Below are 22,864 nucleotides of genomic sequence, written 5' to 3'. Positions count from 1 at the left end.
GCGCCCCGCCGGCCTTCCTGGAACAGCGCGGGGGTACTTCTGCCGGCGGCCCGGCCCCGTCTTGGACCGCGCCGCGAACGCCCCCGTGCCCGTCCCGTTGTAGCGCCGGAGCACCCCGGCCTTGTCCCTCGCGGGCAGGCCGTTCTTCCCGTCTCCCGTGATGTCCCCGACCGCCGCCAGCGCGTTGCGCTGCTGCCGGCCCGAGCCGATCCGCGCCTTGGGCGCGAGCCTGCCCTTGCCCGTTCCGGCGTAGCGCCACAGGACCCCGGCGCAGTCGCGGACCAGCAGGACCCCGGCCCGGTCGCCGTTCCTCCCCTGGCTGACGAGTACGCAGGTGTGGAGGACGAAGGAACGGCTGTCATCCGAACCGGACCGCTTCCGGGCGCACTTGGCCGCCCGTACCTGCCCCCCCCGGCACGTACCCCCACGTGAGTCGACGGATCCTGACAGGACGTACACGGAAACGAGGGTGGGTTTCGAACCCGTTCAACGCAGCGGGGCCCGTACAGCACCTGAGTGCTGTACGGGCCCCGCGTCAGTCGATCAGCGACGGTCAGCCGTTGCGCTTCCAGCGCGGCTTGTCGTCGCGGCGGCCGAAGGTGCCGGTGCCGGTACCCGTGCCGGTGCCACCACGGTGGTCGTCACGGCGGCCGGTCGGACGGTCGCTGCCACCGGAGCGGAAGCCGCCGGAGGGGCGGTCGTCACGACGGTCGCGGTTGAACGGCCGGTCGCTGCCACCGGAGCGGAAACCGCCGGAGGGGCGCTCGTCACGACGGTCGCGGTTGAACGACGGGCGGTCGTTGTCACGACGCTCGAAGGAACGGCCACCACGGTCGTCGCGGCGGTCGTCACGACGCTCGCCACCACCGGAGCGGAAGCCACCGGACGGGCGCTCGTCACGACGGTCACGGTTGAACGACGGACGGTCGTTGTCACGACGCTCGAAAGAACGGCCACCACGGTCGTCACGACGCTCGCCACCACCGGAGCGGAAGCCACCGGACGACGGGCGGTCGTTGCTGCCGCGGAACGACGGACGGTCGTTGCTGCCACGGTAGCCGGAGCCACCGGAGGGACGGCCGCTGCGCTCGCCGACACGGTCGTTGCCACCGCGGTACCCACCACGGTCGTCGCGGCGGTCGCCGCCACGGTCGTCACGGCGGGCGTAGTTGCCCCGGTCGTCACGACGGTCGTCGCGCGCGGCCGGCTGCTCCGGCACGGTCGCGGCGGCCACCAGCGCGGCCTCGGCCTCGGCGGCGACCTCGGCCACCGCCGCCTCCGGGTCGTCGCCCCGCTCGCGGGCGGCACGGGCGACCAGACGGTCGGCCTCCTCGCGCAGCTCGACGGCACGGCGCTGGACGCGCTCCAGCTGCTTGGTGAGGTCGGCGGCCTCGCGCTCGGCCTGCTTGGCCGCGTTGTTCGCGGAGTCCGCCTGGACCTCGGTCAGCGAACGGGCGCCCGTGATCTCGGCGACCTCGGGCTCGAAGACGCCCGCGCCCTGGACGATGTGGCGCGAGGCGTCGACGCCCGCGTCCTCCATGAGGCGGAAGATCTGACGGCGCTGGTGCGGAAGCGCCAGCGAGACGACGACACCGGACTTGCCGGCGCGGGCGGTACGGCCCGAGCGGTGCAGGTAGTCCTTGTGGTCTCCGGCCGGGTCCACGTTCAGCACCAGGTCGATGCCGTCGACGTGGATGCCGCGGGCGGCGACGTCGGTGGCGACGAGGGCGTTGACGTAGCCCTTCTTGAAGTCCTCGAGGACACGGGTACGGGCACCCTGCGTCATACCGCCGTGCAGCGCGTCGGCCTTCACGCCGGACTCGATGAGCTGCTCGGCGATGCGGTCGGCGCCCAGCTGGGTGCGGACGAAGATGATCGTGCGGCCCTTGCGGGCGGCGATCGCGGCCGTGACGGGCGCCTTGTCCTTCGGCTTCACGACGAGGACGTGGTGCGACATCGTCGAGACGTTGCCCTGGGCGCTGTCGACCTCGTGGGTGACCGGGTTGCTCAGGTAGCGCTTGACGAGCGTGCCGATCTCGTTCTCCATGGTGGCGGAGAAGAGCATGCGCTGGCCGCCACCGGGGATCTGGTCGAGCAGCTCGGTGACCTCGGGCAGGAAGCCCAGGTCCGACATCTGGTCGGCCTCGTCGAGGACCGCGACCTGGACGTTCTCCAGGGAGCAGGCGCCACGGTTGATGATGTCGCGCAGCCGGCCCGGGGTGGCGACGAGGACGTCGACACCGCGCTCCAGCGCGTAGATCTGGTTGCCCATCGACGTACCGCCGCAGACGACCTTCATCTTCAGGCCGAGCACGTCGCCGTAGGGCTGAAGGGCGTCCGCGACCTGCATCGCGAGCTCACGGGTCGGCGTGAGGATGATCGCGCGGGGCTTCTTCTTCTCGGTGTGACCGCCGGCCAGCGCGGCCAGGGTCGGCAGACCGAAGGAGAGGGTCTTGCCGGAGCCGGTACGGCCACGGCCCAGGATGTCCTTGCCGGCCAGCGCGTCCGGGATGGTCGCGGCCTGGATCGGGAAGGGGGCCGTCACACCGTTCTGCGCGAGCTTGCGGACGATGCCGTCGGGCAGTCCGAGCGAGGCGAACGTGACGCTCGGCTCGGCGTCCTCGGCGACCTCTTCGGAGGCTGCCTCGTCGGTGTCGTCCGCGGCGGGAGCCCCGGTCCTGGGGGTCTCGGAGGCCGCGGTCGTGTCGACCGCCTCGGGGGCCTGGGCCACTACGGCCTCGGCGGCCTCCACGACCTCGATGTTCTCGACGTCGTTCTCGGACATGACGGTGTGGTCAGAACTGGAAATTGACATGCGAAATGCGAAACCTTCCGGAGTCTCGGCACGCGCCCGTAACTCCGTGTTTTCGCAATTTCGACCGCCTCAATGCGGTCCAGCCACGGCAAGGGAGAGTACGCGCCACACGGCGCTCTTCTGTGTCGGCGCCGGGCATAGGATCAAACGATCTACTACCATACGCACCCTCCCCCCATTCGCGCAAACCGGGTCGGCCGTCAGGTGGCTCACACCGGCGCGACCTGCGGTGATACCCGCGGAGTGGGCCACACCTCGACCCGCCCCGGCGGCCCCATCGCATCGGTGCGGGACTGCGCGGCCGGCGAGGCCGAGGGCTGCTCCGGCGGCGGCGAGGGCTCCGGTTCGGGTGAGGGCGGGGGCTCCTCGGGGGTGACCGGCGGAGGCGGCGGCTCACCCGGACCCGGGACGCTGGGCTCCGGGGTGGGCTGGGGGCCGCCCAGAGTCGGTTCCGGGGTGCCGGGACCACCGGGGGCCGGACGGGCGTCCTCCGCCCCCGGCCCGGCCGACGGGGCGCGGCGCGAGGCCTTGGCATCCGGCTCACGGGACGTGCCCCGGTCGGACTGCGCCTCGGCGCGCCCGCCGCCCGAGCCGGACCGGCCGGTGCCGGACACCGTGCCCTCGTCGGGTCGGTCCGGCGCACCCCTCTGACCGGCTGAACGCGAAGGAGCCGGCTTCCCGGCGTCGTCGCCGACACTCACACAGCCTGTGGAGGCGGCGATCGTCAGCGCGGTGACGGCTGCCCAGCGGACGCGGGCGGACAACTGGCGCACGAGGTGGCACCTCCGTGGAGGAGAGAGCGAGCGGCGGTGGGGAGAGCGATGTGTTCAACTCCCCCGCCCCGCCGGGGACACGCCCGGGCACAACACCCGCACACGCGCCTGCCGGCCTGATCACCCGCCGGAGCCCCCGAAGCCGCCCGCCAGCTCCGCCCCCAGGAACACCGCTCCGAGCCCCACCAGCAGAGACGCCAGCACATTGGCCCCGGCCAGGAAGCCGCGGCCGGCCTCGGCCAGCCGCAGGGTCTCGTACGAGAACGTCGAATACGTCGTCAGCGCCCCGCACAGGCCCGTGCCCAGCAGGGCGTGGACAGGGGCGGACACCGCCGCTCCCGTGAGCACCCCGAGGACCAGGCTGCCCGCCGCGTTGGCGGTGAAGGTCCCCCACGGGAACACGTACGGCAGACCCGCGCCGTGCCGCGCCTGCACCGCACGGTCCGTCAGGTATCGCAGCGGCGCCCCGACGGCACCCCCGACGACGACCAGCAGCCAGTTCAAGCCGCCCGCCCTCTGCCGTCCACCAGCGCCCGGGTGAGCACGGCGGCCCCCCACACCGAGCCCAGCGCCGCCACGGCCGTCGCCGCCGCGTACAGCGTCGCGGTCAGCACTTCCTGACGCACCAGCAGCCGGGACACGTCGGCGGCGTACGTCGAGAACGTGGTGAACCCGCCCAGCACTCCCACCCCCAGGAACGGACGCACCAGCGGACGCGTGACCACACCCCGCTCCGCGACCAGCACCATCAGCACGCCGATCAGTGCGCAGCCCGTCACATTGACCGCGAAGACCGCCCAGGGGAAGCCGCCGTCGTCGGCCGGCCACGCGAGGGACGCCGCGTACCGCGCCACGGACCCCAGCGCACCGCCCGCCGCGATCACCCCCAGGACCCGCCACCTGCCGGCGCCACGCGTCTCGGCTCGCTGCGCGGCCACCGAGAGATCGACGTCCGGGTCCACGGCCGGGCGCCGGGGCGGAGGGCTCTGGGTGCTCACCCGTAGCCCAGCTCGTGGAGCCGCTCGTCGTCGATGCCGAAATGGTGGGCGATCTCGTGCACCACGGTGATCTCGGTCTCGGCGACCACGTCCTCGCGCGTCTCGCACATCCGCAGTGTCGGGCCCCGGTAGATGGTGATCCGGTCCGGCAGCACCCCCGCGTACCACTCACCGCGCTCGGTGAGGGGTGTGCCCTCGTAGAGTCCGAGCAGCTCCCGGTCCTCCGGGTCCTCGGGCTCCTCCTCCACGAACACCGCGACGTTGTCCATCAGCCGCATCAGCTCCGGCGGGACCCGGTCAAGAGCCAGGCTCACCAGCTCTTCGAACTCCTCGCGCGTCATCTCCAGCACCCCGCCATTGTCACGTACGCGGGACGGAACGGCCGGGCCGCACCCCCGCCCCCGGGCCACCCGCCCGGCCCACACCTCCCCGTCCGCCCGCATGCCCGCCGCCCGATCGGGGCATACGCGCCCAATGGCACGCCCGTTCCACGCCGCAGCCGCCCGTGTCCGCCGCCTCCACCGCTCCCGGCCACGCGCCACCGCCCCCGCCGGCGGACTCGTCCCCGCGGCGCACCCCTGGAAACGCGTGCTCGGCCTGCTGGCCGTGGTCGTCCTGGGCGCCTGGCTCGGGCTGCTGGTGGTCGGCAGCGTGCGTACGCCGGTGGGCCCCATGGACACCACCATGACCCTGCGGCCGTCGCTGAGCGGCGGCACCAAGATCAACGTGTCACCGCTCGGCGCCCTGGAGCTGGACTCCCATCACGCCCCGGTCCGCCTGGACGTGGACGTCGACCAGCTCGACCCCGGTCGCTCGCAGGCGCTGGTCAAGCACCCCGAACGCCTCTCCGGTCTCCAGGACGAGGTCACCGCCGACGTCGCCTCCGGCACCCGCGAGCTGGCCGTCCGCTCCTGCGTGGCCGTGGTCTCCGGCGCGACCGCCCTCGGCCTCGTCGTCTACCGGCGCCCGCGCCGGGCCCTGGCCGCCGGAGGCCTCGCCCTGACGCTGCTGGCCGCATCGGGCGTCAGCGCCTACGCCACCTGGAACCCGAAGTCCGTCCTGGAGCCGAAGTTCTCCGGGCTGCTCTCCAGCGCCCCGTCGGTCGTGGGTGACGCCCGCTCGATCGTCACCGAATTCGACGTCTACCAGCAGGAACTGGCCAGGCTCGTCACCAACGTCACGAAGCTGTACGACGCCACGTCCACGCTCCCCGTGTACCAGCCGGACCCCGCGACCATCCGGGTCCTGCACGTGTCCGACATCCATCTCAACCCCGCCGCCTGGCACATCATCGGCTCGCTCGTCGAGCAGTACGAGATCGACGTGATCATCGACTCCGGCGACACGATGGACCACGGCACGGCTGCGGAGAACGGTTTCCTCGACCCCGTCCGCGACCTCGGCGCCCCCTATGTGTGGGTGAGGGGCAACCACGACTCCAAGGAGACGCAGGCCTATCTGAGGAAGACCAGGAACGCGCACGTCCTGGACGAGGGCGGCGCCGTGGACGTCGCCGGGCTGCGGATCGCCGGCACCGGGGACCCGCAGTTCACCCCGGACCGCTCGCGCCCCACCGGCGGCAAGGCGTCCGAGCAGCTCGCGGGCATGCGCCTCGCCTCTGCGCTGCGTGACCAGAAGCGGGCGGGCACCCCCGTGGACATCGCGGTGGCGCATGACCCGAACGCGGCGCGGGAGACAGACGGAACGGTTCCGCTCGTCCTGGCGGGCCATGTGCACCGCAGGGTGAACGAACTGCTGCCGCTGGGTACGCGGCTCAAGGTCGAGGGCTCCACGGGCGGCGGCGGACTGCGCGCCGTGCAGAACGAGAAGCCCGAGAAGGTCCGCGCCTCGGTGCTCTATCTGGACCGTCCGACCCGGCACCTGCAGGCCTGGGACGAGATCACCCTCGGAGGTCTCGGCCTGACGACGGCCGAGGTCAGCCGCCATCTTCCGGAGGAGAACCTGCGGAGTCCGTCGCCCTCTCCGCCCCCTCCCACGACCTCTCCCTAAACCGTTTTGGCGATACCTCCTGCCATCACATATGCTTCTCACGTCCCCGACGCGCTGGAAAGCGCGCAGGTGGGCCCTTAGCCCTCATCGTCTAGTGGCCCAGGACGCCGCCCTTTCAAGGCGGTAGCACGGGTTCGAATCCCGTTGGGGGCACGCTTAACCGTGTGCGAGACTTGTCTCGCACATTAGCTAGGTCCTGTGGAGCAGTTTGGAGTGCTCGCCACCCTGTCAAGGTGGAGGCCGCGGGTTCAAATCCCGTCAGGACCGCTGCAGCCCGTACGAGCTGCGTGGCTGGGTAGCTCAGTTGGTACGAGCGATCGCCTGAAAAGCGATAGGTCGCCGGTTCGATCCCGGCCCCAGCCACCACCCGAAGGCCCCGTCCCACCGGACGGGGCCTTCGTCGTACCGTCCGGTCCTGCTCAGCCGGTTCCCTCCCCGCCGTCACGGCCCCGCCGCACCGTCTGCACCAGCAGCACGAGCACCACGACGGCGGCCAGGACGGTCAGAGCCGCCGCGTCCGGTACCCGCTCGCCGAGGCGCCGGGCCCACTGCTCGACGGCGAACGAGTCGTCCACGTCCAGCAGTCCGGGCAGCGCGGTCGTCCCGTCGTACACGAGGAAGAGCGCCCCGAGCCCGATGAAGAAGAGGCCGGAGAGCAGCGAGGTGCTGTGCAGCTCGAAGCGGCCGGCGCGCAGGGACCGGCCGCGGAGCCAGGCCCGGCGGCCGAGGTCGAAGCGTTCCCAGAGCAGGGCGAGCACGAACAGCGGAAGAGCCATCCCCAGCGCGTAGACGGCGAGCAGCAGCCCACCGTAGGCGGGGCTGCCGCTGACGGCCGCCACCGTCAGGACGCTGCCTAGGATCGGGCCCGCGCAGAAGCCCGCCAGCCCGTAGACCGCACCCAGGGCGTAGACGGAGAAGGCGGTCGTGGGCCGGATCCGGCCACTGAGGGCCGCGATCCGCCGGGAGGCGAAGCCCAGCCCCAGGATCTGGGCGAGGCCGAGCCCGATGATCAGCCAGCCCGCCCCCAGGACGAGTGCGTCACGGTGCCCGTAGAACAGCCGTCCGGCGTACGAGCCCGCTGCCCCGAGCGGGACGAGGGTGGTGGCGAGACCGGCGTAGAAGATGCCCGTGCGCGCCAGGAGCCGTGAGGCGGATTCGAAGGAGTACGCGAAGAAGGCCGGGAGCAGCAGGGCGCTGCACGGGCTGACGAGGGCCAGCAGGCCGCCGAGCAGGGCCGCGAAGTAACCGATGTCCGGGGTCACTTCGCGGGGTCTCCGGCGTTTCCGACGTTCGCTTCCTCCGCTGCGGCCGCCTCGATGGCCTGGGTGAACACGGCCATTGGCTGGGCTCCGGCCACGGGGCGGCCGTTGATGAGGAAGGAGGGGGTGGACGTGGCACCGATCCCGTAGGCCTGCTCCCGGTCGGTGCGGACCGCTTCGGTGGCCGCCGCGCTGTCGGCGTCACGCACGAAGCGGTCGATGTCCTTCACCCCGGCCAGCTGGGCCAGGTCCTCGATGCGGTCCCGGCCGAAGCCCTTCTCCTTGGCGCCCTCGGCGTAGGCAGCCCGGTGGAAGGCCCAGAAGCGGTCCTGCTGTCCGGCCGCCCAGGACGCGCGTGCGGCTGCCTCCGACGCCTCACCGAAGATCGGGAAGTTGCGCCACTCGATCCGCAGGGTGCCGTCGTCGACGTACCTCTTGATCAGTTCGGGTTCGGTGTCCCGGGCGAACTTCCCGCAGTAGCCGCACTGGAAGTCGGCGTACTCGATGAGGACGACAGGGGCGTCGGTGCGGCCCTGTGCCAGCTTGTCGCCGGCGTCGCGCCGGGCGAGTTCCGCGAGCTCCCGGTGGACGTCGGAGTCCGGCCCCGCGGTCGTGACGGCGGCCGGGGTGCCGGCGGTCTCGTCCGGCGCGGTCGCCCGGTAGGAGACGAAGCCGAGCAGCCCGGCGGCGAGAACCACGGTGAGGCCGAAAAGCATCGGCTTCCTCGCGGAGGGCTGCTTCTTCGCGGAGGGCGAGGGGCGGCTGGGTGTGGGCATGCGGCGCTCCGTGCGAGTGCGAGGGACGAGCGGGATCTGCGGGGAGGGGCGCGGAGGCGTGTGACCTGCCTACGCTTCCGGCGGGCGGCGTGGAGCCGCGCGGGTATGTCCCGGGACATGGGGCCGCCTTGTGCGGGGGACGGATGATCAACTGACCGGAATGGTACGCGCTGTGACGCCTCGGACCCTCTCGGTCACCGTCGGCACGGCCGGGGCCTCCCGGAGGGGATGTGACACGGCCCGGACGAAATAGGTTCGCCACTCCTCGCGCCCGGGTGAGATCCTGGGGTCCGTATGTCTACTTCCTTCGCCGATCTCCAGTCCCAGCTCGGGCAGCTCTCGCTCCGCGACGCACACCGGCTCGGCCGCCGCCTCGAGGGTGCCCGCCGCATCCGTAAGCCCGAGGCCCGCCAGTCCGTGCTGGACGAGATCTCCGCCGAGGCCGGCAAGGCATCCGAACGGCTCGCAGGACGTGCCGCCCGGATGCCCGCCCTGTCGTACCCGGAACAGCTTCCGGTCAGCCAGAAGAAGGACGAGATCCTGGAGGCGATACGCGACCACCAGGTCGTGATCGTCGCGGGTGAGACCGGCTCGGGCAAGACCACCCAGATCCCCAAGATCTGCATGGAACTGGGGCGCGGTGTCCGGGGCATGATCGGGCACACCCAGCCCCGCCGGATCGCGGCACGCACGGTCGCCGAGCGTGTCGCGGACGAGCTGAAGACCCCGCTCGGCGAGGCCGTCGGCTGGAAGGTGCGCTTCACCGACCAGGTGAATCCGGACGCGACCTTCGTCAAGCTGATGACGGACGGCATCCTGCTGGCCGAGATCCAGACGGACCGCGAGCTCCTCGCCTACGACACGATCATCATCGACGAGGCCCACGAACGGTCGCTGAACATCGACTTCCTGCTGGGCTACCTGGCCCGGCTGCTGCCGAAGCGCCCCGATCTGAAGGTCGTCATCACGTCGGCGACCATCGACCCGGAGCGCTTCGCCAAGCACTTCGGCGAGGCGCCGATCGTCGAGGTGAGCGGGCGCACGTATCCGGTCGAGGTGCGCTACCGCCCCCTCCTGGAAGAGGACACCGAGGACTCCGACCGCGACCAGATCACCGCGATCTGCGACGCCGTCGACGAGCTGGACCACGAGGCCCCGGGCGACGTCCTGGTCTTCCTCTCCGGGGAGCGGGAGATCCGCGACACGGCGGACGCCCTGAACAAACGGAATCTCAGACACACCGAGGTGCTCCCCCTCTACGCGCGCCTCTCGCACGCCGAGCAGCACCGCGTGTTCCAGCGCCACACCGGACGCCGCATCGTCCTGGCCACGAACGTCGCCGAGACCTCGCTGACCGTCCCCGGCATCAAGTACGTGATCGACCCGGGCAACGCCCGCGTCTCCCGCTACAGCCACCGCACCAAGGTCCAGCGGCTGCCGATCGAGCGGATCTCCCAGGCCAGCGCCAACCAGCGCAAGGGCCGCTGCGGCCGTACGTCGGACGGCATCTGCATCCGGCTGTACTCCGAGGACGACTTCGTCACGCGTCCTGAGTTCACCGACCCGGAGATCCTGCGGACCAACCTGGCCTCCGTCATCCTCCAGATGACCGCGGCCGGCCTCGGCGAGATCGAGAAGTTCCCCTTCATCGACCCGCCGGACCACCGCAACATCCGTGACGGCATCCAGCTGCTCCAGGAGCTGGGCGCGCTCGACCCGGCGGAGAAGGATCCGAAGAAGCGCCTCACACCGCTGGGCCGCAAGCTCTCCCAGCTGCCCGTCGACCCGCGCCTGGCCCGCATGGTCATCGAGGCCGACCGCAACGGCTGCGCCCGCGAGGTCATGGTCATCGCGGCGGCGCTCTCCATCCAGGACCCGCGCGAGCGGCCCGCGGAGAAGCAGACGCAGGCCGACCAGAACCACGCCCGCTTCAAGGACGAGACGTCGGACTTCCTGGCGTACCTGAACCTCTGGCGCTACATCCGTGAGCAGCAGAAGGAGCGCGGCTCCTCCAGCTTCCGCCGGATGTGCAAGCAGGAGTACCTGAACTTCCTGCGGATCCGTGAGTGGCAGGACATCTACGCCCAGCTGCGTACGGTCGCCAAGCAGATGGGCATCGCCGTCGAGGAGCCCAAGGGCGACGAGGGCGTTCCGGAACAGGCGGTGCACACCTCCCTGCTGGCCGGGCTGCTGTCCCACATCGGGCTGAAGGACACCGAGAAGAACGAGTACCTGGGCGCCCGAAGCGCCAAGTTCGCGATCTTCCCGGGGTCCGCGCTGTTCAAGAAGCAGCCGCGCTTCGTGATGTCGGCCGAGCTGGTCGAGACCTCCCGGCTGTGGGCGCGGGTCAACGCGAAGGTGGAGCCGGAGTGGATCGAGCCACTCGCCCAGCACCTCCTGAAGCGCACCTACAGCGAGCCGCACTGGGAGAAGGACCAGGCCGCGGTGATGGCGTACGAGCGGGTCACGCTCTACGGAGTGCCGATCGTCGCGCAGCGCAAGATCAATTTCGGCCGCATCGACCAGGAGGCATCGCGCGATCTGTTCATCCGCAACGCCCTGGTCGAGGGGGACTGGCGCACGCACCATCAGTTCTTCCATGACAACCGCAAGCTGCTGGGCGAGGTCGAGGAACTGGAGCACCGGGCCCGGCGCCGCGACATCCTCGTGGACGACGAGACGCTCTTCGACTTCTACGACCAGCGCATCCCGGAGCACATCGTCTCCGGGGCGCACTTCGACTCCTGGTGGAAGCACAAGCGCCGTGACGAGCCGGACGCGCTCGACTTCGAGCGCTCGATGCTCATCAACGAGAAGGCCGGCGCGGTCACCAAGGACGACTACCCGGACTCCTGGCGGCAGGGGAAGCTGAAGTTCCGGGTGACCTACCAGTTCGAGCCCGGCGCGGACGCCGACGGCGTCACCGTCCACATCCCTCTCCAGGTGCTCAACCAGGTCACCTCGGAGGGATTCGACTGGCAGATCCCGGGCCTGCGCGAAGAGGTCGTCACCGAGCTGATCCGCTCGCTGCCCAAGCCGATCCGCCGGCACTACGTCCCCGCCCCGAACTTCGCGACGAAGTTCCTGGACCGTGCGGTCCCCCTTCAGGAGCCGCTGCCGCTCACGCTCGCCCGCGAGCTCCAGCGGATGGTCGGCGTCCCCGTCACGGCGGACGACTTCGACCTGTCCCGCATCCCGGACCACCTGAAGATCACCTTCCGGATCACCGACGAACGGCGCCGGAAGGTCGCCGAGGACAAGGACCTGGAGGCGCTGAAGCTCCAGCTGCGCCCCAAGGCCCGCCAGGCGCTCTCCAAGGCGGCCGCCGCCACCGCGGGCCCCTCGGGCGAGTCCATCGAGCGTTCGGGCCTCACCGACTGGACCATCGGCACGCTGAACCGAGTCTTCGAGACCCGTCGCGCGGGCCAGCCGGTCAAGGCCTATCCGGCGCTCGTCGACCAGGGCGAGAGCGTGGCCGTACGGCTCTTCGACACGGAGGCCGAGCAGCAGCAGGCGATGTGGCGTGGCACCCGCAGGCTGATCCTCCTGAACATCCCGGTGAATCCCGCGAAGTTCGCCTCGGACAAGCTCACCAACCAGCAGAAGCTGGCGCTGTCGCGTAATCCGCACGGCTCCATCCAGGCGCTCTTCGACGACTGCGCGACGGCTGCGGCCGACCGCCTGATCGCCGCGCACGGCGGCCCGGCCTGGGACGAGGCGTCGTTCAGGAAGCTGTACGACAAGGTGCGCGCCGACCTCGTGGACCTCACCGTCCGCACGATCGGCCAGGTCCAGCAGATCCTGGCCGCCTGGCAGGCCTGCGAGCGACGGCTGAAGTCGACGAACAGCCTGGTCCTGATCAACAACGTCACGGACGTACGGGACCACCTGGCACGTCTCGTGCCGGCCGGGTTCGTCACCGCGACCGGGCTGCGCAGGCTGCCCGACCTCATGCGCTACCTGGTCGCCGAGGACCGCCGGCTCCAGCAGATGCCGACGAACGTCCAGCGCGACACCACGCGCATGGAGAAGGTCCACGAGATGCAGGACGAGTACGCCTGGCTGCTCGAACAGCTGCCCAGGGGACGGCCCGTGCCCCAGGAGGTCCTGGACATCCGCTGGATGATCGAGGAGCTGCGGGTGAGCTATTTCGCGCACGCTCTGGGCACCGCGCAACCGGTCTCGGACAAGCGGATCGTGAAGGCGATCGACGCCGCGGCCCCGTAGCCCGGCCCGCCGTCTGCCCGTGACGGCTCCTGCACAGTGAGTGAGTTCGACCTGGCCGCCGGACCTCCTGTACAGTCTGGATTCGCAGCAGGCCGCAAGGCAGGCAGCGAAAACCTGGTCCTGTGGAGCAGTTTGGAGTGCTCGCCACCCTGTCAAGGTGGAGGCCGCGGGTTCAAATCCCGTCAGGACCGCAGTAGACAGAAGCCCGGATCCCCTGGATCCGGGCTTCTGTGCGTCTTGACGCCGGCCCGCGCCCCGGGTAACTCCGTAGGACGGAGTCCACCCTTGTTCCCCTCGATGCCGGGTGGCCGGGTCAACCGGGAGGCCGCACTCATGTCTGCGCCCACGGAAAGGCACGAGACCCGCGCGCTGCTGCGCGCCCACCTGGCGGCCGCATCCGGCTACCGCCACCTCACAAGGCACTGTCCGATCTGCCACCGGCTGCTGCGGCTCGCCATGGAGCCCCTGACGGCCCCACAGGCGCCGTATGCGCCCCAAGGGCCCGGCAATGCGGCCAGGTCGCCGTCAGCCCCGGAGAGCCGCCCCCGAACCCCCGCGAGGGGTGCGGGCGCGACCTCCCCGCCACGGCTCCCCACGGAGGCCGGAGCGGCCGTCGCGGCCGGAGAACGGGACGCGGACGGGGAGGCCGGTGCGGAACATTCCGCAGGACGCCCCGGCGGCCCCGACGGGAACCGCGCGGAGGACCGCGACGGGAAGCGCGCCGCGAACTGTTCCGAGGACCGCTCCGGGAACCGCTCCGGGGACGAAGGTCCCCCCGCGACATGACCAACTGCCGCAGCCGGGCACCCTCCCGGAGTGGCAGGCTCGTAGTTGGCAAGACCACGCCGGTGTGACGGGAGTCACCGAATCAGTTTTGCCAGGGGGGCACTTTACGCACTTCCTACAACTGACCAATTTAATATGTGCAATTGCACTGCCCCGGAAGCACATCCCGGACCGTTCCGCCCGAGCCGGCCCACGACGCCCGGGACCCGGGCGAACAGTGCCGAACAGGCCCGCCCACAGTCGCACGGACCTCCCCGCAAACCGACCCGTCGGCCGGTTCGGGCGGCCGGCCGGACCGTTCGGGCACCTCCGGATCCCGCAGGGCGCATCCCACGCACCATTCCTCCCCGCCCGTCCGCACGGCCCTCGGGGCACAAAAAAGATCGCGCTGGACCCGGCGGAGTCCAGCGCGATCGAACGACGTACCCGCTTGTCACAGGCATGGCGCCCGTTGGGGCAGGCGCCCGTCGTGTGGAGCTATGAGTGGGAACACTGGGGGTTGGGGGACCCTCCGGCGCCCTGTTGTAGCTGCGGCGACAGGGGTGTGTCAGGCCTCGCTGCGCTGCTGCGGAATACCCGCAAGCAGTGCGCGGACCTCTGCCTCGCGGTACCGGCGATGCCCACCGAGCGTGCGGATGGACGTGAGCTTGCCAGCCTTTGCCCAACGGGTGACCGTCTTCGGGTCCACGCGGAACATCGTGGCGACCTCAGCCGGGGTCAGCAGCGGCTCGGCATCAGGGGTGCGAGCGGTCATGAGCGGCCTCCTCGGGAGAACCGAACCATCTCGGTTCTTTCCTCTAAATTCTGCACCTTGACCCGCGTTGCCCGAAATGGCAGACGCGGGCCGAGTCGGTTATAGGACGAACGGCTTGTCTTCGGCACTACAACTACACCATCCGTCCAGCCACGTCGGCCAAACCGATGGAATTGCCCTCCCAGGTGTTCATCAGCGACGGAAGCCGATGGACCATGCCATAGCGGACAGTCACGCCCCAGTAACGATCAGTCACAGGACAATCAGGAGTCATCAGAAGTCGTCAGACCCCCCATAGCGTGCAATGCTGAGCATTCCGCCCAAAGTTGGGCGGACAGAGTCCTCCCCGGACTCCTTGTCCTATTTTGGCATGAGGAGTAGGGAAGGGCGCAAGGGCCCCGTTAGTGCTATCCATCACGCTTGAGGCAAAGGCCCGGTTCGGGACCTAGGTCCCGCCACCTCATGGACGCTTTCCCGTCCCACCTGTCGCACGCGTCACACCCGACACGAGCTCACGGGCCGTGAGTTCCCCTCAGGACATGTCCGTTCACCTCCGCCGGGCTCCCCAGGTGCCCGCGGATGTCGGACACCTCACAGGATGTCTCTTCCCTGCGGATAGCGCCTCTATGCGACGGTGCGTTCCAATTCACACCGCTTCGGGCTAGTTGGAGGATTGTAGGTCACGCACCGCACGCCACCGGTCGGCGAGGCGCCCGTACGCGACACCCGCGGCATCGCCGTCCCCGGAGCGCAGCGCCGCGATGCCCTCGGCGACATCCGCGGCCGACCTGTCCGCGGCGAGCTGCTCGCCGCTCAGCGCGTGGACCAGGCCGCCGTAGTCCAGCTCGACCATGGCGCGGGGATGGAACTCCTCCAGCCAGCGCCCCACTTCCACGAGCCCCTCGGTCAACGGCCCTTCGTCGACGGTCTCCCGCAGTGTCCGCAGCGCCCTCGCCAGCCGGCGTCGCGCCTGCACCATGGGGGTCCGGTAGCGCAGCAGCCGGCCGCCGTCGGCACCGGCGACGTACTCCCGTTCCTCGTCGTCGAACAGGACGAACCAGCGCACCGGCACGTGCCAGACCGTGGTCCGGATCCAGGGACGGGCGTCCGGATTCCGTTCGGCCCACCGCTCGTAGTCCGCGGCCGCCTGTCCCCGCACCACCGGGGGCAGCACCGCGTCCAGCACCGTGGCCGGAAACAGACCCCCGAGTTCACCCATGGCCAGCCAGCCGCGCATCCGGGTCCGCCACGGGCAGACGCAGATCGCCCCGTCGACCACCGCGACGAAGGCGTCCCCGCTCTCGTGCACCGGCACCGCCACCGGAGGGGTGGGAACCAGGTCGGCCAGCGAACGTCTCAGTTCGTCCTGGGCCGTGGGGAGGTCCGAGCGCCGGGCATAACGCGTCCAGTGGCCCCGTTCGGGTTCACGGAAGGCGACGAGCGGCTCGTACACCCGCAGATAGGACGCGTAAGGGACGAGCACCGAAGACACCACCGACATGCGGTAAATCGTGTCACGCCGGTACTCCACAGGGGGGTGATCCCGGGCAGGGGAACAGATCTCCGTGTCACGAGGACTTACGCTCTTGCCCAGCGGACCGGAGGTGCCGGTCCGCCGGGCCCTCCCCACCTTCAGGAGGGTCCTCCCGCCGCTTCGTACTTGGGAGTCACCACAGTGACCGATGTGACCGGCGTACCCGTCGACGTGCTGCGCACCCTGTTCCACTCGGATCAGGGGGGCCACGAGCAAGTCGTGATCTGCCAGGACCGCGCCAGCGGCCTCAAGGCCGTCATCGCCCTCCACTCCACCGCCCTGGGCCCGGCCCTCGGCGGGACCCGCTTCTACCCGTACGCCTCCGAGGAGGAGGCCGTCGCGGACGCGCTGAACCTGTCGCGCGGCATGTCCTACAAGAACGCCATGGCCGGTCTCGACCACGGCGGCGGCAAGGCCGTCATCATCGGCGATCCGGGCGTGATCAAGTCCGACGAACTGCTGCTCGCCTACGGCCGCTTCGTGGCCTCGCTCGGCGGCCGCTATGTGACCGCCTGTGATGTCGGCACCTACGTCGCCGACATGGACGTCGTCGCCCGGGAGTGCCGCTGGACCACCGGCCGCTCCCCCGAGAACGGCGGCGCCGGCGACTCGTCCGTCCTCACGGCCTTCGGTGTCTTCCAGGGCATGCGTGCCTCCGCGCAGCACCTGTGGGGCGACCCCACCCTGCGCGGCCGCAAGGTCGGTGTCGCGGGTGTCGGCAAGGTCGGACACCACCTGGTCGAGCACCTGCTGAGCGACGGTGCCGAGGTCGTCGTGACAGATGTGCGCGCCGAATCCGTACGCCGGGTGACCGACCTTCACCCCGAGGTCTCCGTCGCCGTCGACACGGACGCCCTGATCCGCACCGAGGGGCTCGACATCTACGCCCCCTGCGCGCTGGGCGGCGCGCTGAGCGACGAGAGCGTTCCCGTGCTCACCGCCCAGGTGGTGTGCGGGGCGGCCAACAACCAGCTCGCGCACCCTGGCATCGAGAAGGACCTTGCCGACCGATCGGTTCTGTACGCACCTGACTACGTGGTGAACGCCGGTGGCGTGATCCAGGTCGCCGACGAGCTCCATGGCTTCGACTTCGACCGGTGCAAGGCGAAAGCCGCGAAGATCTTCGACACCACGCTGGCCATATTCGCACGTGCGAAGGCGGATGGGATTCCGCCGGCCGCGGCGGCCGACCGGATCGCCGAACAGCGGATGGCGGACGCGCGCCGTCGCTGACGCGTCACCGCGATGTCAGGCCGCCGTCACCGGCCCGTACGGAGAACCCGGTGACGGAAGGCCTCGCACGGGCAGCGGGAGAGGCGGCGGGCCGCTGCCCGGAGGCCGGCGGACCACCAGGGAGACAAGACTCACTCCGGTCGGCGGGTCGGCCGTCCACAAGAGGTTAAAATCGGGCTTGACCAGTGAGGACGGGCTCCTCTGCGGTCCTGCGAGCAGGCGCGTGATGCGGGCGGCGTACCGTATGGCCGAGGAAGCAGGTACCGTTAAAGCCACGGGCGCGGTCTCTCTGCTGAGAGTCCGTCCTGAAACATGAACGCGTGTCAAGACTCTGGGGCCGTCGAGCCCCGTCACCGAGGGGGTCGAGCCATGGGGCGCGGCCGGGCAAAGGCCAAGCAGACCAAGGTCGCCCGTCAGCTGAAGTACAGCAGCGGCGGGACAGACCTGTCGCGTCTGGCCAATGAGCTGGGCGCATCACCTTCGAGTCAACCACCGAACGCCGAACCGTTCGAGGACGACGACGAGGAAGATGACCCGTACGCACAGTACGCGGATCAGTACAACGACGACGAGGATGCGGACGAGGACGACCAGTCCGGTCCGTCGTCACAGCGCCGCGGCGCTTGACCTCGCGCTGACACATCAACCCGGTCCGGGCCTGCCCGGACCGGGTTCTGTGTTGTCCCGGTACGGACGGACTGGCAGCTCCCCCTGACCTGCCGGGCGGGGCCGCCTGCCGCCGGTCCGATGGTGTGCCGGACCGGCGGCCGAAGCGTTCTACCGTGCGTAGCTTCCGGTCAGCTCGGCACCCGTGACGTGGTCGCCGCGCTCGGTGATCTCGCCTGCCACCCAGGAGTCGACACCCCGGTCGGCCAGCGTCGTCAGAGCCGCGTCCACGGAGTCGGCCGGCACGATCGCGATCATGCCGACGCCCATGTTGAGGGTCTTCTCCAGCTCCAGCTGTTCGACCTGCCCGGCCTTGCCGACCAGGTCGAACACGGCTCCGGGCGTCCAGGTGGCACGGTCGACCGTCGCGTGCAGCCCGTCCGGGATCACCCGGGCCAGGTTGTTGGCCAGGCCACCGCCGGTGACGTGGCTGAAGCCGTGCACCTCGGTCGTGCGGGTGAGCGCGAGACAGTCCAGGGAGTAGATCCTGGTGGGCTCCAGGAGCTCCTCGCCGAGCGTCCTGCCGAACTCCTCGACCTGGCGGTCCAGGGTCCAGCCGGCCCGGTCGAAGACCACGTGGCGCACGAGCGAGTACCCGTTCGAGTGAAGACCCGACGAGGCCATGGCGATCACGGCGTCACCCTTACGGATACGGTCCGGGCCCAGCAGCCGGTCCGCCTCGACCACGCCCGTACCGGCGCCGGCGACGTCGAAGTCGTCGGGGCCCAGCAGGCCCGGGTGCTCCGCCGTCTCGCCGCCGACCAGTGCGCAGCCCGCGAGGACACAGCCCTCGGCGATGCCCTTCACGATGGCCGCGACACGCTCGGGATGCACCTTGCCGACACAGATGTAGTCGGTCATGAAGAGCGGTTCCGCGCCACAGACGACCAGGTCGTCCACGACCATGCCGACGAGGTCGTGGCCGATGGTGTCGTACACGCCCATCTGACGGGCCAGATCGACCTTCGTGCCGACACCGTCGGTGGCGGAGGCGAGCAGCGGACGCTCGTAACGCTTGAGCGCCGAGGCGTCGAAGAGGCCGGCGAATCCGCCGAGACCGCCGAGGCCCGCGACCTCGGGGCGCTGCGTCTTCTTCACCCACTCCTTCATCAGCTCGACGGCGCGGTCACCGGCTTCGATGTCGACGCCCGCCGCAGCGTAGGAAGCACCTGTTGTCTCAGACATTGCCCGGGATCTTTCGTGTGGGAATACGGGGCTGGTGGGGAAGCAGCCGGTCGGTCCGGATCACGGACGACGCAGCGCGTCCGCCGCCGCGGTCGCGGCGGGGCCGGCCGCCAGCTCGGTCTCCAGCAGCTGCTTGCCGAGCAGCTCCGGGTCCGGGAGCTCCATCGGGTATTCGCCGTCGAAGCAGGCGCGGCACAGATTCGGCTTGGCGATCGTCGTCGCCTCGACCATCGCGTCGAGCGAGATGTACGAGAGGGAGTCGGCACCCATGGAGGTGGCGATCTCCTCCACGGACATGCCGTTGGCGATCAGTTCGGCGCGCGTCGCGAAGTCGATGCCGAAGAAGCAGGGCCACTTCACGGGCGGGGAGGAGATCCGGATGTGGATCTCGGCGGCTCCCGCCTCGCGGAGCATCCTCACCAGGGCTCGCTGGGTGTTGCCGCGGACGATCGAGTCGTCGACGACCACCAGGCGCTTGCCCTTGATGACTTCCTTGAGGGGATTGAGCTTGAGCCGGATACCCAGCTGCCGGATGGTCTGCGAAGGCTGGATGAAGGTCCGGCCCACGTAGGCGTTCTTGACGAGTCCGGCCCCGAACGGAATTCCGCTCGCCTCGGCGTAGCCGATGGCAGCGGGGGTTCCGGATTCAGGCGTCGCGATGACCAGATCGGCCTCGACGGGAGCCTCGGCCGCCAGTTTCCGGCCCATCTCCACCCGGGAGAGGTAGACGTTCCGCCCGGCGATGTCGGTGTCGGGACGAGCCAGGTACACGTACTCGAAGACACAGCCCTTGGGCTTCGCTTCTGCGAAGCGTGAGGTGCGCAGGCCGTTCTCGTCGATGGCGACGAGCTCGCCCGGCTCGATCTCGCGCACGAAGCTGGCACCGCAGATGTCGAGGGCGGCGGACTCGGAGGCCACCACCCAGCCACGCTCCAGCCGGCCGAGGACCAGAGGGCGGATGCCCTGCGGGTCGCGCGCGGCGTAGAGGGTGTGCTCGTCCATGAAGACGAGCGAGAAGGCGCCCTTGACCTCGGGGAGCACCTTTGCGGCGGCCTCCTCGATGGTGAGCGGCTTGTCGTCGTCATCTCTCTGGCCGGCGAGCAGCGCCGTCACCAGATCGGTGTCGTTGGTCGCCGCGACCTGGGTGGCACGGCCGTCCTTGCGAGGAAGGTCGGCGACCATCTCCGCGAGCTGGGCCGTATTGACCAGGTTGCCGTTGTGACCCAGGGCGATCGAGCCGTGCGCGGTGGCACGGAACGTCGGCTGCGCGTTCTCCCACACCGAGGCACCGGTGGTGGAGTAGCGGGCATGACCGACCGCGATATGGCCCTGGAGCGATCCCAGAGACGTTTCGTCGAAGACCTGCGAGACCAGTCCCATGTCCTTGAAGACCAGGATCTGGGACCCGTTGCTCACTGCGATGCCCGCGGACTCCTGTCCACGGTGCTGCAGGGCATACAGTCCGAAATAGGTGAGCTTGGCGACCTCTTCGCCCGGAGCCCAGACACCGTAGACGCCGCAAGCGTCCTGGGGGCCCTTCTCTCCGGGGAGCAGGTCGTGGTTGAGTCGTCCATCACCACGAGGCACGCCACCGAGTGTAGGCGAGATCGACCACCGGTCCGAATTGGGTGACGGCCCGGCACCGGTCGGGGACCGGGCCGGAGGGCGGTTTCGGCGAGGACCGTCACCGAGGTCGGACGGTCACCCGGAGTGATCATGAGCGCGCCCCCACTCAGGCCCGGGACGGCGCGGAGCGGGCGACGGCCGGGACAGGCGGCGGTTACCGGCCGGTCGGGACCTCGGCCGCACCGCACCGGCACCACCCGCGTCGTGGCACTGGGTGAGCCGGGAGACCTCGCGGAGCGGACGGTGGCCGAACGCTCGTTTCGTGGCGAGCCTCACACCCCGGGACCCCGGCCGAGAACCTGCGAGCCCCGCCGGAGCCGCCCGCACCCACTCGCGGGACGGTCCGGCCGGCCCGCTGTCGGCGCCGGAGCGAGGAGGGCCGGGAGTACAGGACGGCCGTCCGCAGTTCGAGACCACCGTTGACAGGCCCATGGGCCGTTGGCAGGCTCCTTCCTCATGCAGCCCCTCGGTGATCTTTCGGTCACGCTCGTGGAGCGCCGCCACGTCGATCTGGGACGTGTCGCGAGCGCCATCTGTCGCTGCGCCTGAGCCTGCCGCGCCCCCGGAGCCTCTCGTAGGGCCTTCGCCCCCAACTCCGGTATGCGTGCCCGCGTTTCCACTCTTCCCCCTCTTCGCCCCCTCGTGACCGGGCGCGCCCGTCCGCGCGCCCTCATGCACGGGGTGGCCGCGCCCATCCCCCTCGCGCCCCGTTCACCGACCGGCGCCCGAGGCCCTCCCTGGAGACCTCATGACCTCTCGCGATTCGAATACAGGTTCGAACAGACGTTCCGGCTCACCGCTGAGCCGACGCGCCTTCACCACCGCCGTGGGCGCGACCGCCGCCACCGCCGCCGGGATACAGGCCGCGGTCCCGGCGGCCGCCGCTGCCGGGACCGCCTCCGGGAACGCGACACGGGAGCGCCCGTTCCGCGCCGTCCGTGGCAAGCACTCGCGCCGCCCCAACATCCTGTTCATCCTCGGCGACGACCTCGGCTGGGCGGATCTCTCCTCGTACGGGGCACCGCACATCCGGACGCCCAACCTGGACAGGCTCGGGCGGCAGGGCGTCCGCTTCACCGATTCCTACTCCGGGTCGGCCACCTGCTCCCCCACCCGGTTCAGCCTCTACACGGGGCGCTATCCGGGGCGTACGAAGGGCGGACTCGCGGAGCCCATCGCCGACAGGTCGGTGGGACTGGAGCCCACGCACCCGACGCTGGCCTCCCTGCTGCGCGGCGCCGGCTACTCGACCGCGCTGATCGGCAAGTGGCACTGCGGATACCTGCCGGACTACAGCCCGACCAAGTCGGGCTACGACGAGTTCTTCGGCAACTTCGGCGGAGCCCTGGAGTACTACTCCAAGCTCGGCCTGGGAGGCGAGTACGACCTGTACGAGGGCGATGCCGAGTACAAGGACCTGCGCTACTACACCCGGGTCCTGACGGAGCGCGCGAGCGACTACGTGCAGCGTGACCACGACAAGCCGTGGCTGCTCAACCTGAACTTCACCACCCCGCACTGGCCGTGGATCGCCGACGGCGACACGGAGGCCAGTGCCGAGATCGTCCGCCGGATCAAGGCGGGCGACCGGGGCGCCCTGTGGAACGCCGACGGCGGTTCGGTCGAGAAGTACACGGAAATGGTCGAGGACCTGGACCGCTCCGTCGGCGAGGTGCTGAAGGCGCTGAAGCGGTCCGGGCAGGAGGAGGACACGCTGGTGTTCTTCGCCAGCGACAACGGCGGCGAACGGTTTTCCTACAACTGGCCGCTGTCCGGCAACAAGAGCTCGCTCCAGGAGGGCGGCATCCGTATCCCCTCGGTGCTGCGCTGGCCCGCGCGCATCGACGGTCAGCAGGTCAGCGACCTCCCGGTGTTCTCCCCCGACTGGACCGCCACCCTGCTGGAGCTCGGTGGGGCGCGGCCCGACCCCGCCCACCCGCTGGACGGCGTCAGCCTCGCGGGGTACCTGCTGCGTGACGAGGCCCCGAAGGAACGTGACCTGTTCTGGCGGGTGCGCGGGGAGCGGGCGCTGCGGCGCGGCGACTGGAAGTACTACCGAGGGAAGAGCGGGGCCGACCAGCTGTTCAACCTGGCCGACGACCAGCGCGAACAGGCCGACCGCGCGGCGGCCGAGCCGAAGCGTGTGGCCGAGCTGCGGGCATCGTGGGAGAAGACGAACTCCGGCCTGCTCCCGTATCCCACGGGGTCCTGACGCACCTCGC

18 protein-coding genes and 4 tRNA genes are annotated in these 22,864 nt (G+C 70.3%); 11 read left to right on the top strand and 11 right to left on the bottom strand.

Annotated features, from left to right (window positions below; translation table 11 throughout):
* Positions 1-553 precede the first annotated feature (553 nt).
* From HED23_RS01065 to HED23_RS01045, 5 genes are all read right to left on the bottom strand, one after another.
* Complete coding sequence (locus tag HED23_RS01065; RefSeq protein WP_203181576.1) at positions 554-2,785, bottom strand: DEAD/DEAH box helicase; 2,232 nt, start codon at positions 2,783-2,785, stop codon at positions 554-556.
* A 239-nt stretch (positions 2,786-3,024) separates the two neighbouring features.
* Entirely contained in the window at positions 3,025-3,588 is a 564-nt protein-coding gene (locus HED23_RS01060; RefSeq protein WP_203181575.1) for a hypothetical protein, read from the bottom strand.
* A 120-nt stretch (positions 3,589-3,708) separates the two neighbouring features.
* Entirely contained in the window at positions 3,709-4,092 is a 384-nt protein-coding gene (locus HED23_RS01055) for a fluoride efflux transporter FluC (RefSeq protein ID WP_203181574.1), read from the bottom strand.
* A complete protein-coding gene (locus tag HED23_RS01050) occupies positions 4,089-4,526 on the bottom strand; it encodes a fluoride efflux transporter FluC (protein ID WP_238442233.1) in 438 nt (145 codons plus the stop codon). The genes HED23_RS01055 and HED23_RS01050 overlap by 4 nt, the downstream gene beginning before the upstream one ends.
* 56 nt (positions 4,527-4,582) lie before the next feature.
* On the bottom strand, positions 4,583-4,936 hold the full coding sequence (locus tag HED23_RS01045; protein ID WP_015578045.1) for a metallopeptidase family protein: 354 nt from the start codon (positions 4,934-4,936) through the stop codon (positions 4,583-4,585).
* 124 nt (positions 4,937-5,060) lie between these two features.
* On the opposite strand from HED23_RS01045, the gene HED23_RS01040 reads away from it, so the two are divergent.
* The 4 genes from HED23_RS01040 to HED23_RS01025 all read left to right on the top strand — a co-directional run bounded on the left by HED23_RS01040 (position 5,061) and on the right by HED23_RS01025 (position 6,962).
* Positions 5,061-6,596, top strand: coding sequence for a metallophosphoesterase family protein (locus HED23_RS01040; RefSeq protein ID WP_203181572.1), 1,536 nt, complete (start codon positions 5,061-5,063; stop codon positions 6,594-6,596).
* An 80-nt stretch (positions 6,597-6,676) separates the two neighbouring features.
* Positions 6,677-6,749 (top strand) — tRNA-Glu (locus HED23_RS01035).
* A 39-nt stretch (positions 6,750-6,788) separates the two neighbouring features.
* Positions 6,789-6,863, top strand: a tRNA-Asp gene (locus HED23_RS01030).
* Positions 6,864-6,885: 22 nt separating this feature from the next.
* Positions 6,886-6,962: transfer RNA gene (locus HED23_RS01025), tRNA-Phe, on the top strand.
* A gap of 53 nt (positions 6,963-7,015) precedes the next feature.
* On the opposite strand, the gene HED23_RS01020 is transcribed toward HED23_RS01025, so the two are convergent.
* Positions 7,016-7,858, bottom strand: coding sequence for a cytochrome c biogenesis CcdA family protein (locus HED23_RS01020; RefSeq protein WP_203181571.1), 843 nt, complete (start codon positions 7,856-7,858; stop codon positions 7,016-7,018).
* Positions 7,855-8,631 carry a DsbA family protein gene (locus HED23_RS01015; RefSeq protein ID WP_203181570.1) on the bottom strand — a complete coding sequence of 259 codons (777 nt, stop codon included), beginning with the start codon at positions 8,629-8,631 and terminating at the stop codon, positions 7,855-7,857. Before HED23_RS01015 ends, HED23_RS01020 begins: the two co-directional genes overlap by 4 nt.
* Before the next feature lie 294 nt (positions 8,632-8,925).
* Here HED23_RS01015 and hrpA point away from each other — a divergent pair, with 294 nt between their 5' ends.
* The 3 genes from hrpA (at position 8,926) to HED23_RS35960 (ending at position 13,644) form a co-directional block, all read left to right on the top strand.
* The gene (gene hrpA / locus HED23_RS01010) at positions 8,926-12,858 is read left to right on the top strand and encodes an ATP-dependent RNA helicase HrpA (protein WP_203181569.1); all 3,933 of its coding nucleotides are present in this window, start codon (positions 8,926-8,928) and stop codon (positions 12,856-12,858) included.
* Between the two features lie 116 nt (positions 12,859-12,974).
* Positions 12,975-13,049, top strand: a tRNA-Asp gene (locus HED23_RS01005).
* 142 nt (positions 13,050-13,191) lie between these two features.
* On the top strand, positions 13,192-13,644 hold the full coding sequence (locus HED23_RS35960; protein WP_203187769.1) for a DUF6274 family protein: 453 nt from the start codon (positions 13,192-13,194) through the stop codon (positions 13,642-13,644).
* A 547-nt stretch (positions 13,645-14,191) separates the two neighbouring features.
* Here the strand turns inward: HED23_RS35960 and bldC are convergent.
* Both bldC and HED23_RS00990 read right to left on the bottom strand, forming a co-directional pair.
* Positions 14,192-14,398 (bottom strand): developmental transcriptional regulator BldC, encoded by a 207-nt coding sequence (bldC, locus tag HED23_RS00995; RefSeq protein WP_003949541.1) that lies wholly within the window; start codon positions 14,396-14,398, stop codon positions 14,192-14,194.
* A gap of 661 nt (positions 14,399-15,059) precedes the next feature.
* Positions 15,060-15,899 (bottom strand): hypothetical protein, encoded by an 840-nt coding sequence (locus tag HED23_RS00990; RefSeq protein WP_203181568.1) that lies wholly within the window; start codon positions 15,897-15,899, stop codon positions 15,060-15,062.
* Positions 15,900-16,073: 174 nt separating this feature from the next.
* Here HED23_RS00990 and HED23_RS00985 point away from each other — a divergent pair, with 174 nt between their 5' ends.
* Together HED23_RS00985 and HED23_RS00980 are read left to right on the top strand one after the other, a co-directional pair.
* Positions 16,074-17,165, top strand: a complete 1,092-nt coding sequence (locus HED23_RS00985; RefSeq protein WP_203181567.1) for a Leu/Phe/Val dehydrogenase — start codon at positions 16,074-16,076, stop codon at positions 17,163-17,165.
* Between the two features lie 369 nt (positions 17,166-17,534).
* Positions 17,535-17,792 (top strand): DUF3073 domain-containing protein, encoded by a 258-nt coding sequence (locus HED23_RS00980; RefSeq protein ID WP_033296941.1) that lies wholly within the window; start codon positions 17,535-17,537, stop codon positions 17,790-17,792.
* 150 nt (positions 17,793-17,942) lie between these two features.
* Here HED23_RS00980 and purM read toward each other — a convergent pair whose 3' ends face one another.
* A complete protein-coding gene (gene purM / locus HED23_RS00975) occupies positions 17,943-19,016 on the bottom strand; it encodes a phosphoribosylformylglycinamidine cyclo-ligase (protein WP_203181566.1) in 1,074 nt (357 codons plus the stop codon).
* 60 nt (positions 19,017-19,076) lie between these two features.
* Complete coding sequence (gene purF / locus HED23_RS00970; RefSeq protein ID WP_203181565.1) at positions 19,077-20,603, bottom strand: amidophosphoribosyltransferase; 1,527 nt, start codon at positions 20,601-20,603, stop codon at positions 19,077-19,079.
* A gap of 495 nt (positions 20,604-21,098) precedes the next feature.
* Between purF and HED23_RS35955 the strand changes: the two genes are divergently transcribed.
* Together HED23_RS35955 and HED23_RS00965 are read left to right on the top strand one after the other, a co-directional pair.
* Entirely contained in the window at positions 21,099-21,191 is a 93-nt protein-coding gene (locus tag HED23_RS35955) for a putative leader peptide (RefSeq protein ID WP_351273646.1), read from the top strand.
* A 199-nt stretch (positions 21,192-21,390) separates the two neighbouring features.
* Positions 21,391-22,854, top strand: coding sequence for a sulfatase-like hydrolase/transferase (locus HED23_RS00965; protein WP_203181564.1), 1,464 nt, complete (start codon positions 21,391-21,393; stop codon positions 22,852-22,854).
* Positions 22,855-22,864 lie beyond the last annotated feature (10 nt).

Origin of the sequence: Streptomyces pratensis (genome assembly GCF_016804005.1) — a bacterium.
GTDB classification, from domain to species: Bacteria; Actinomycetota; Actinomycetes; order Streptomycetales; family Streptomycetaceae; genus Streptomyces; species Streptomyces pratensis_A.
The sequence above is the reverse complement of the archived record's forward strand: the minus strand, read 5'-3'. Positions and strand labels throughout refer to the sequence as shown.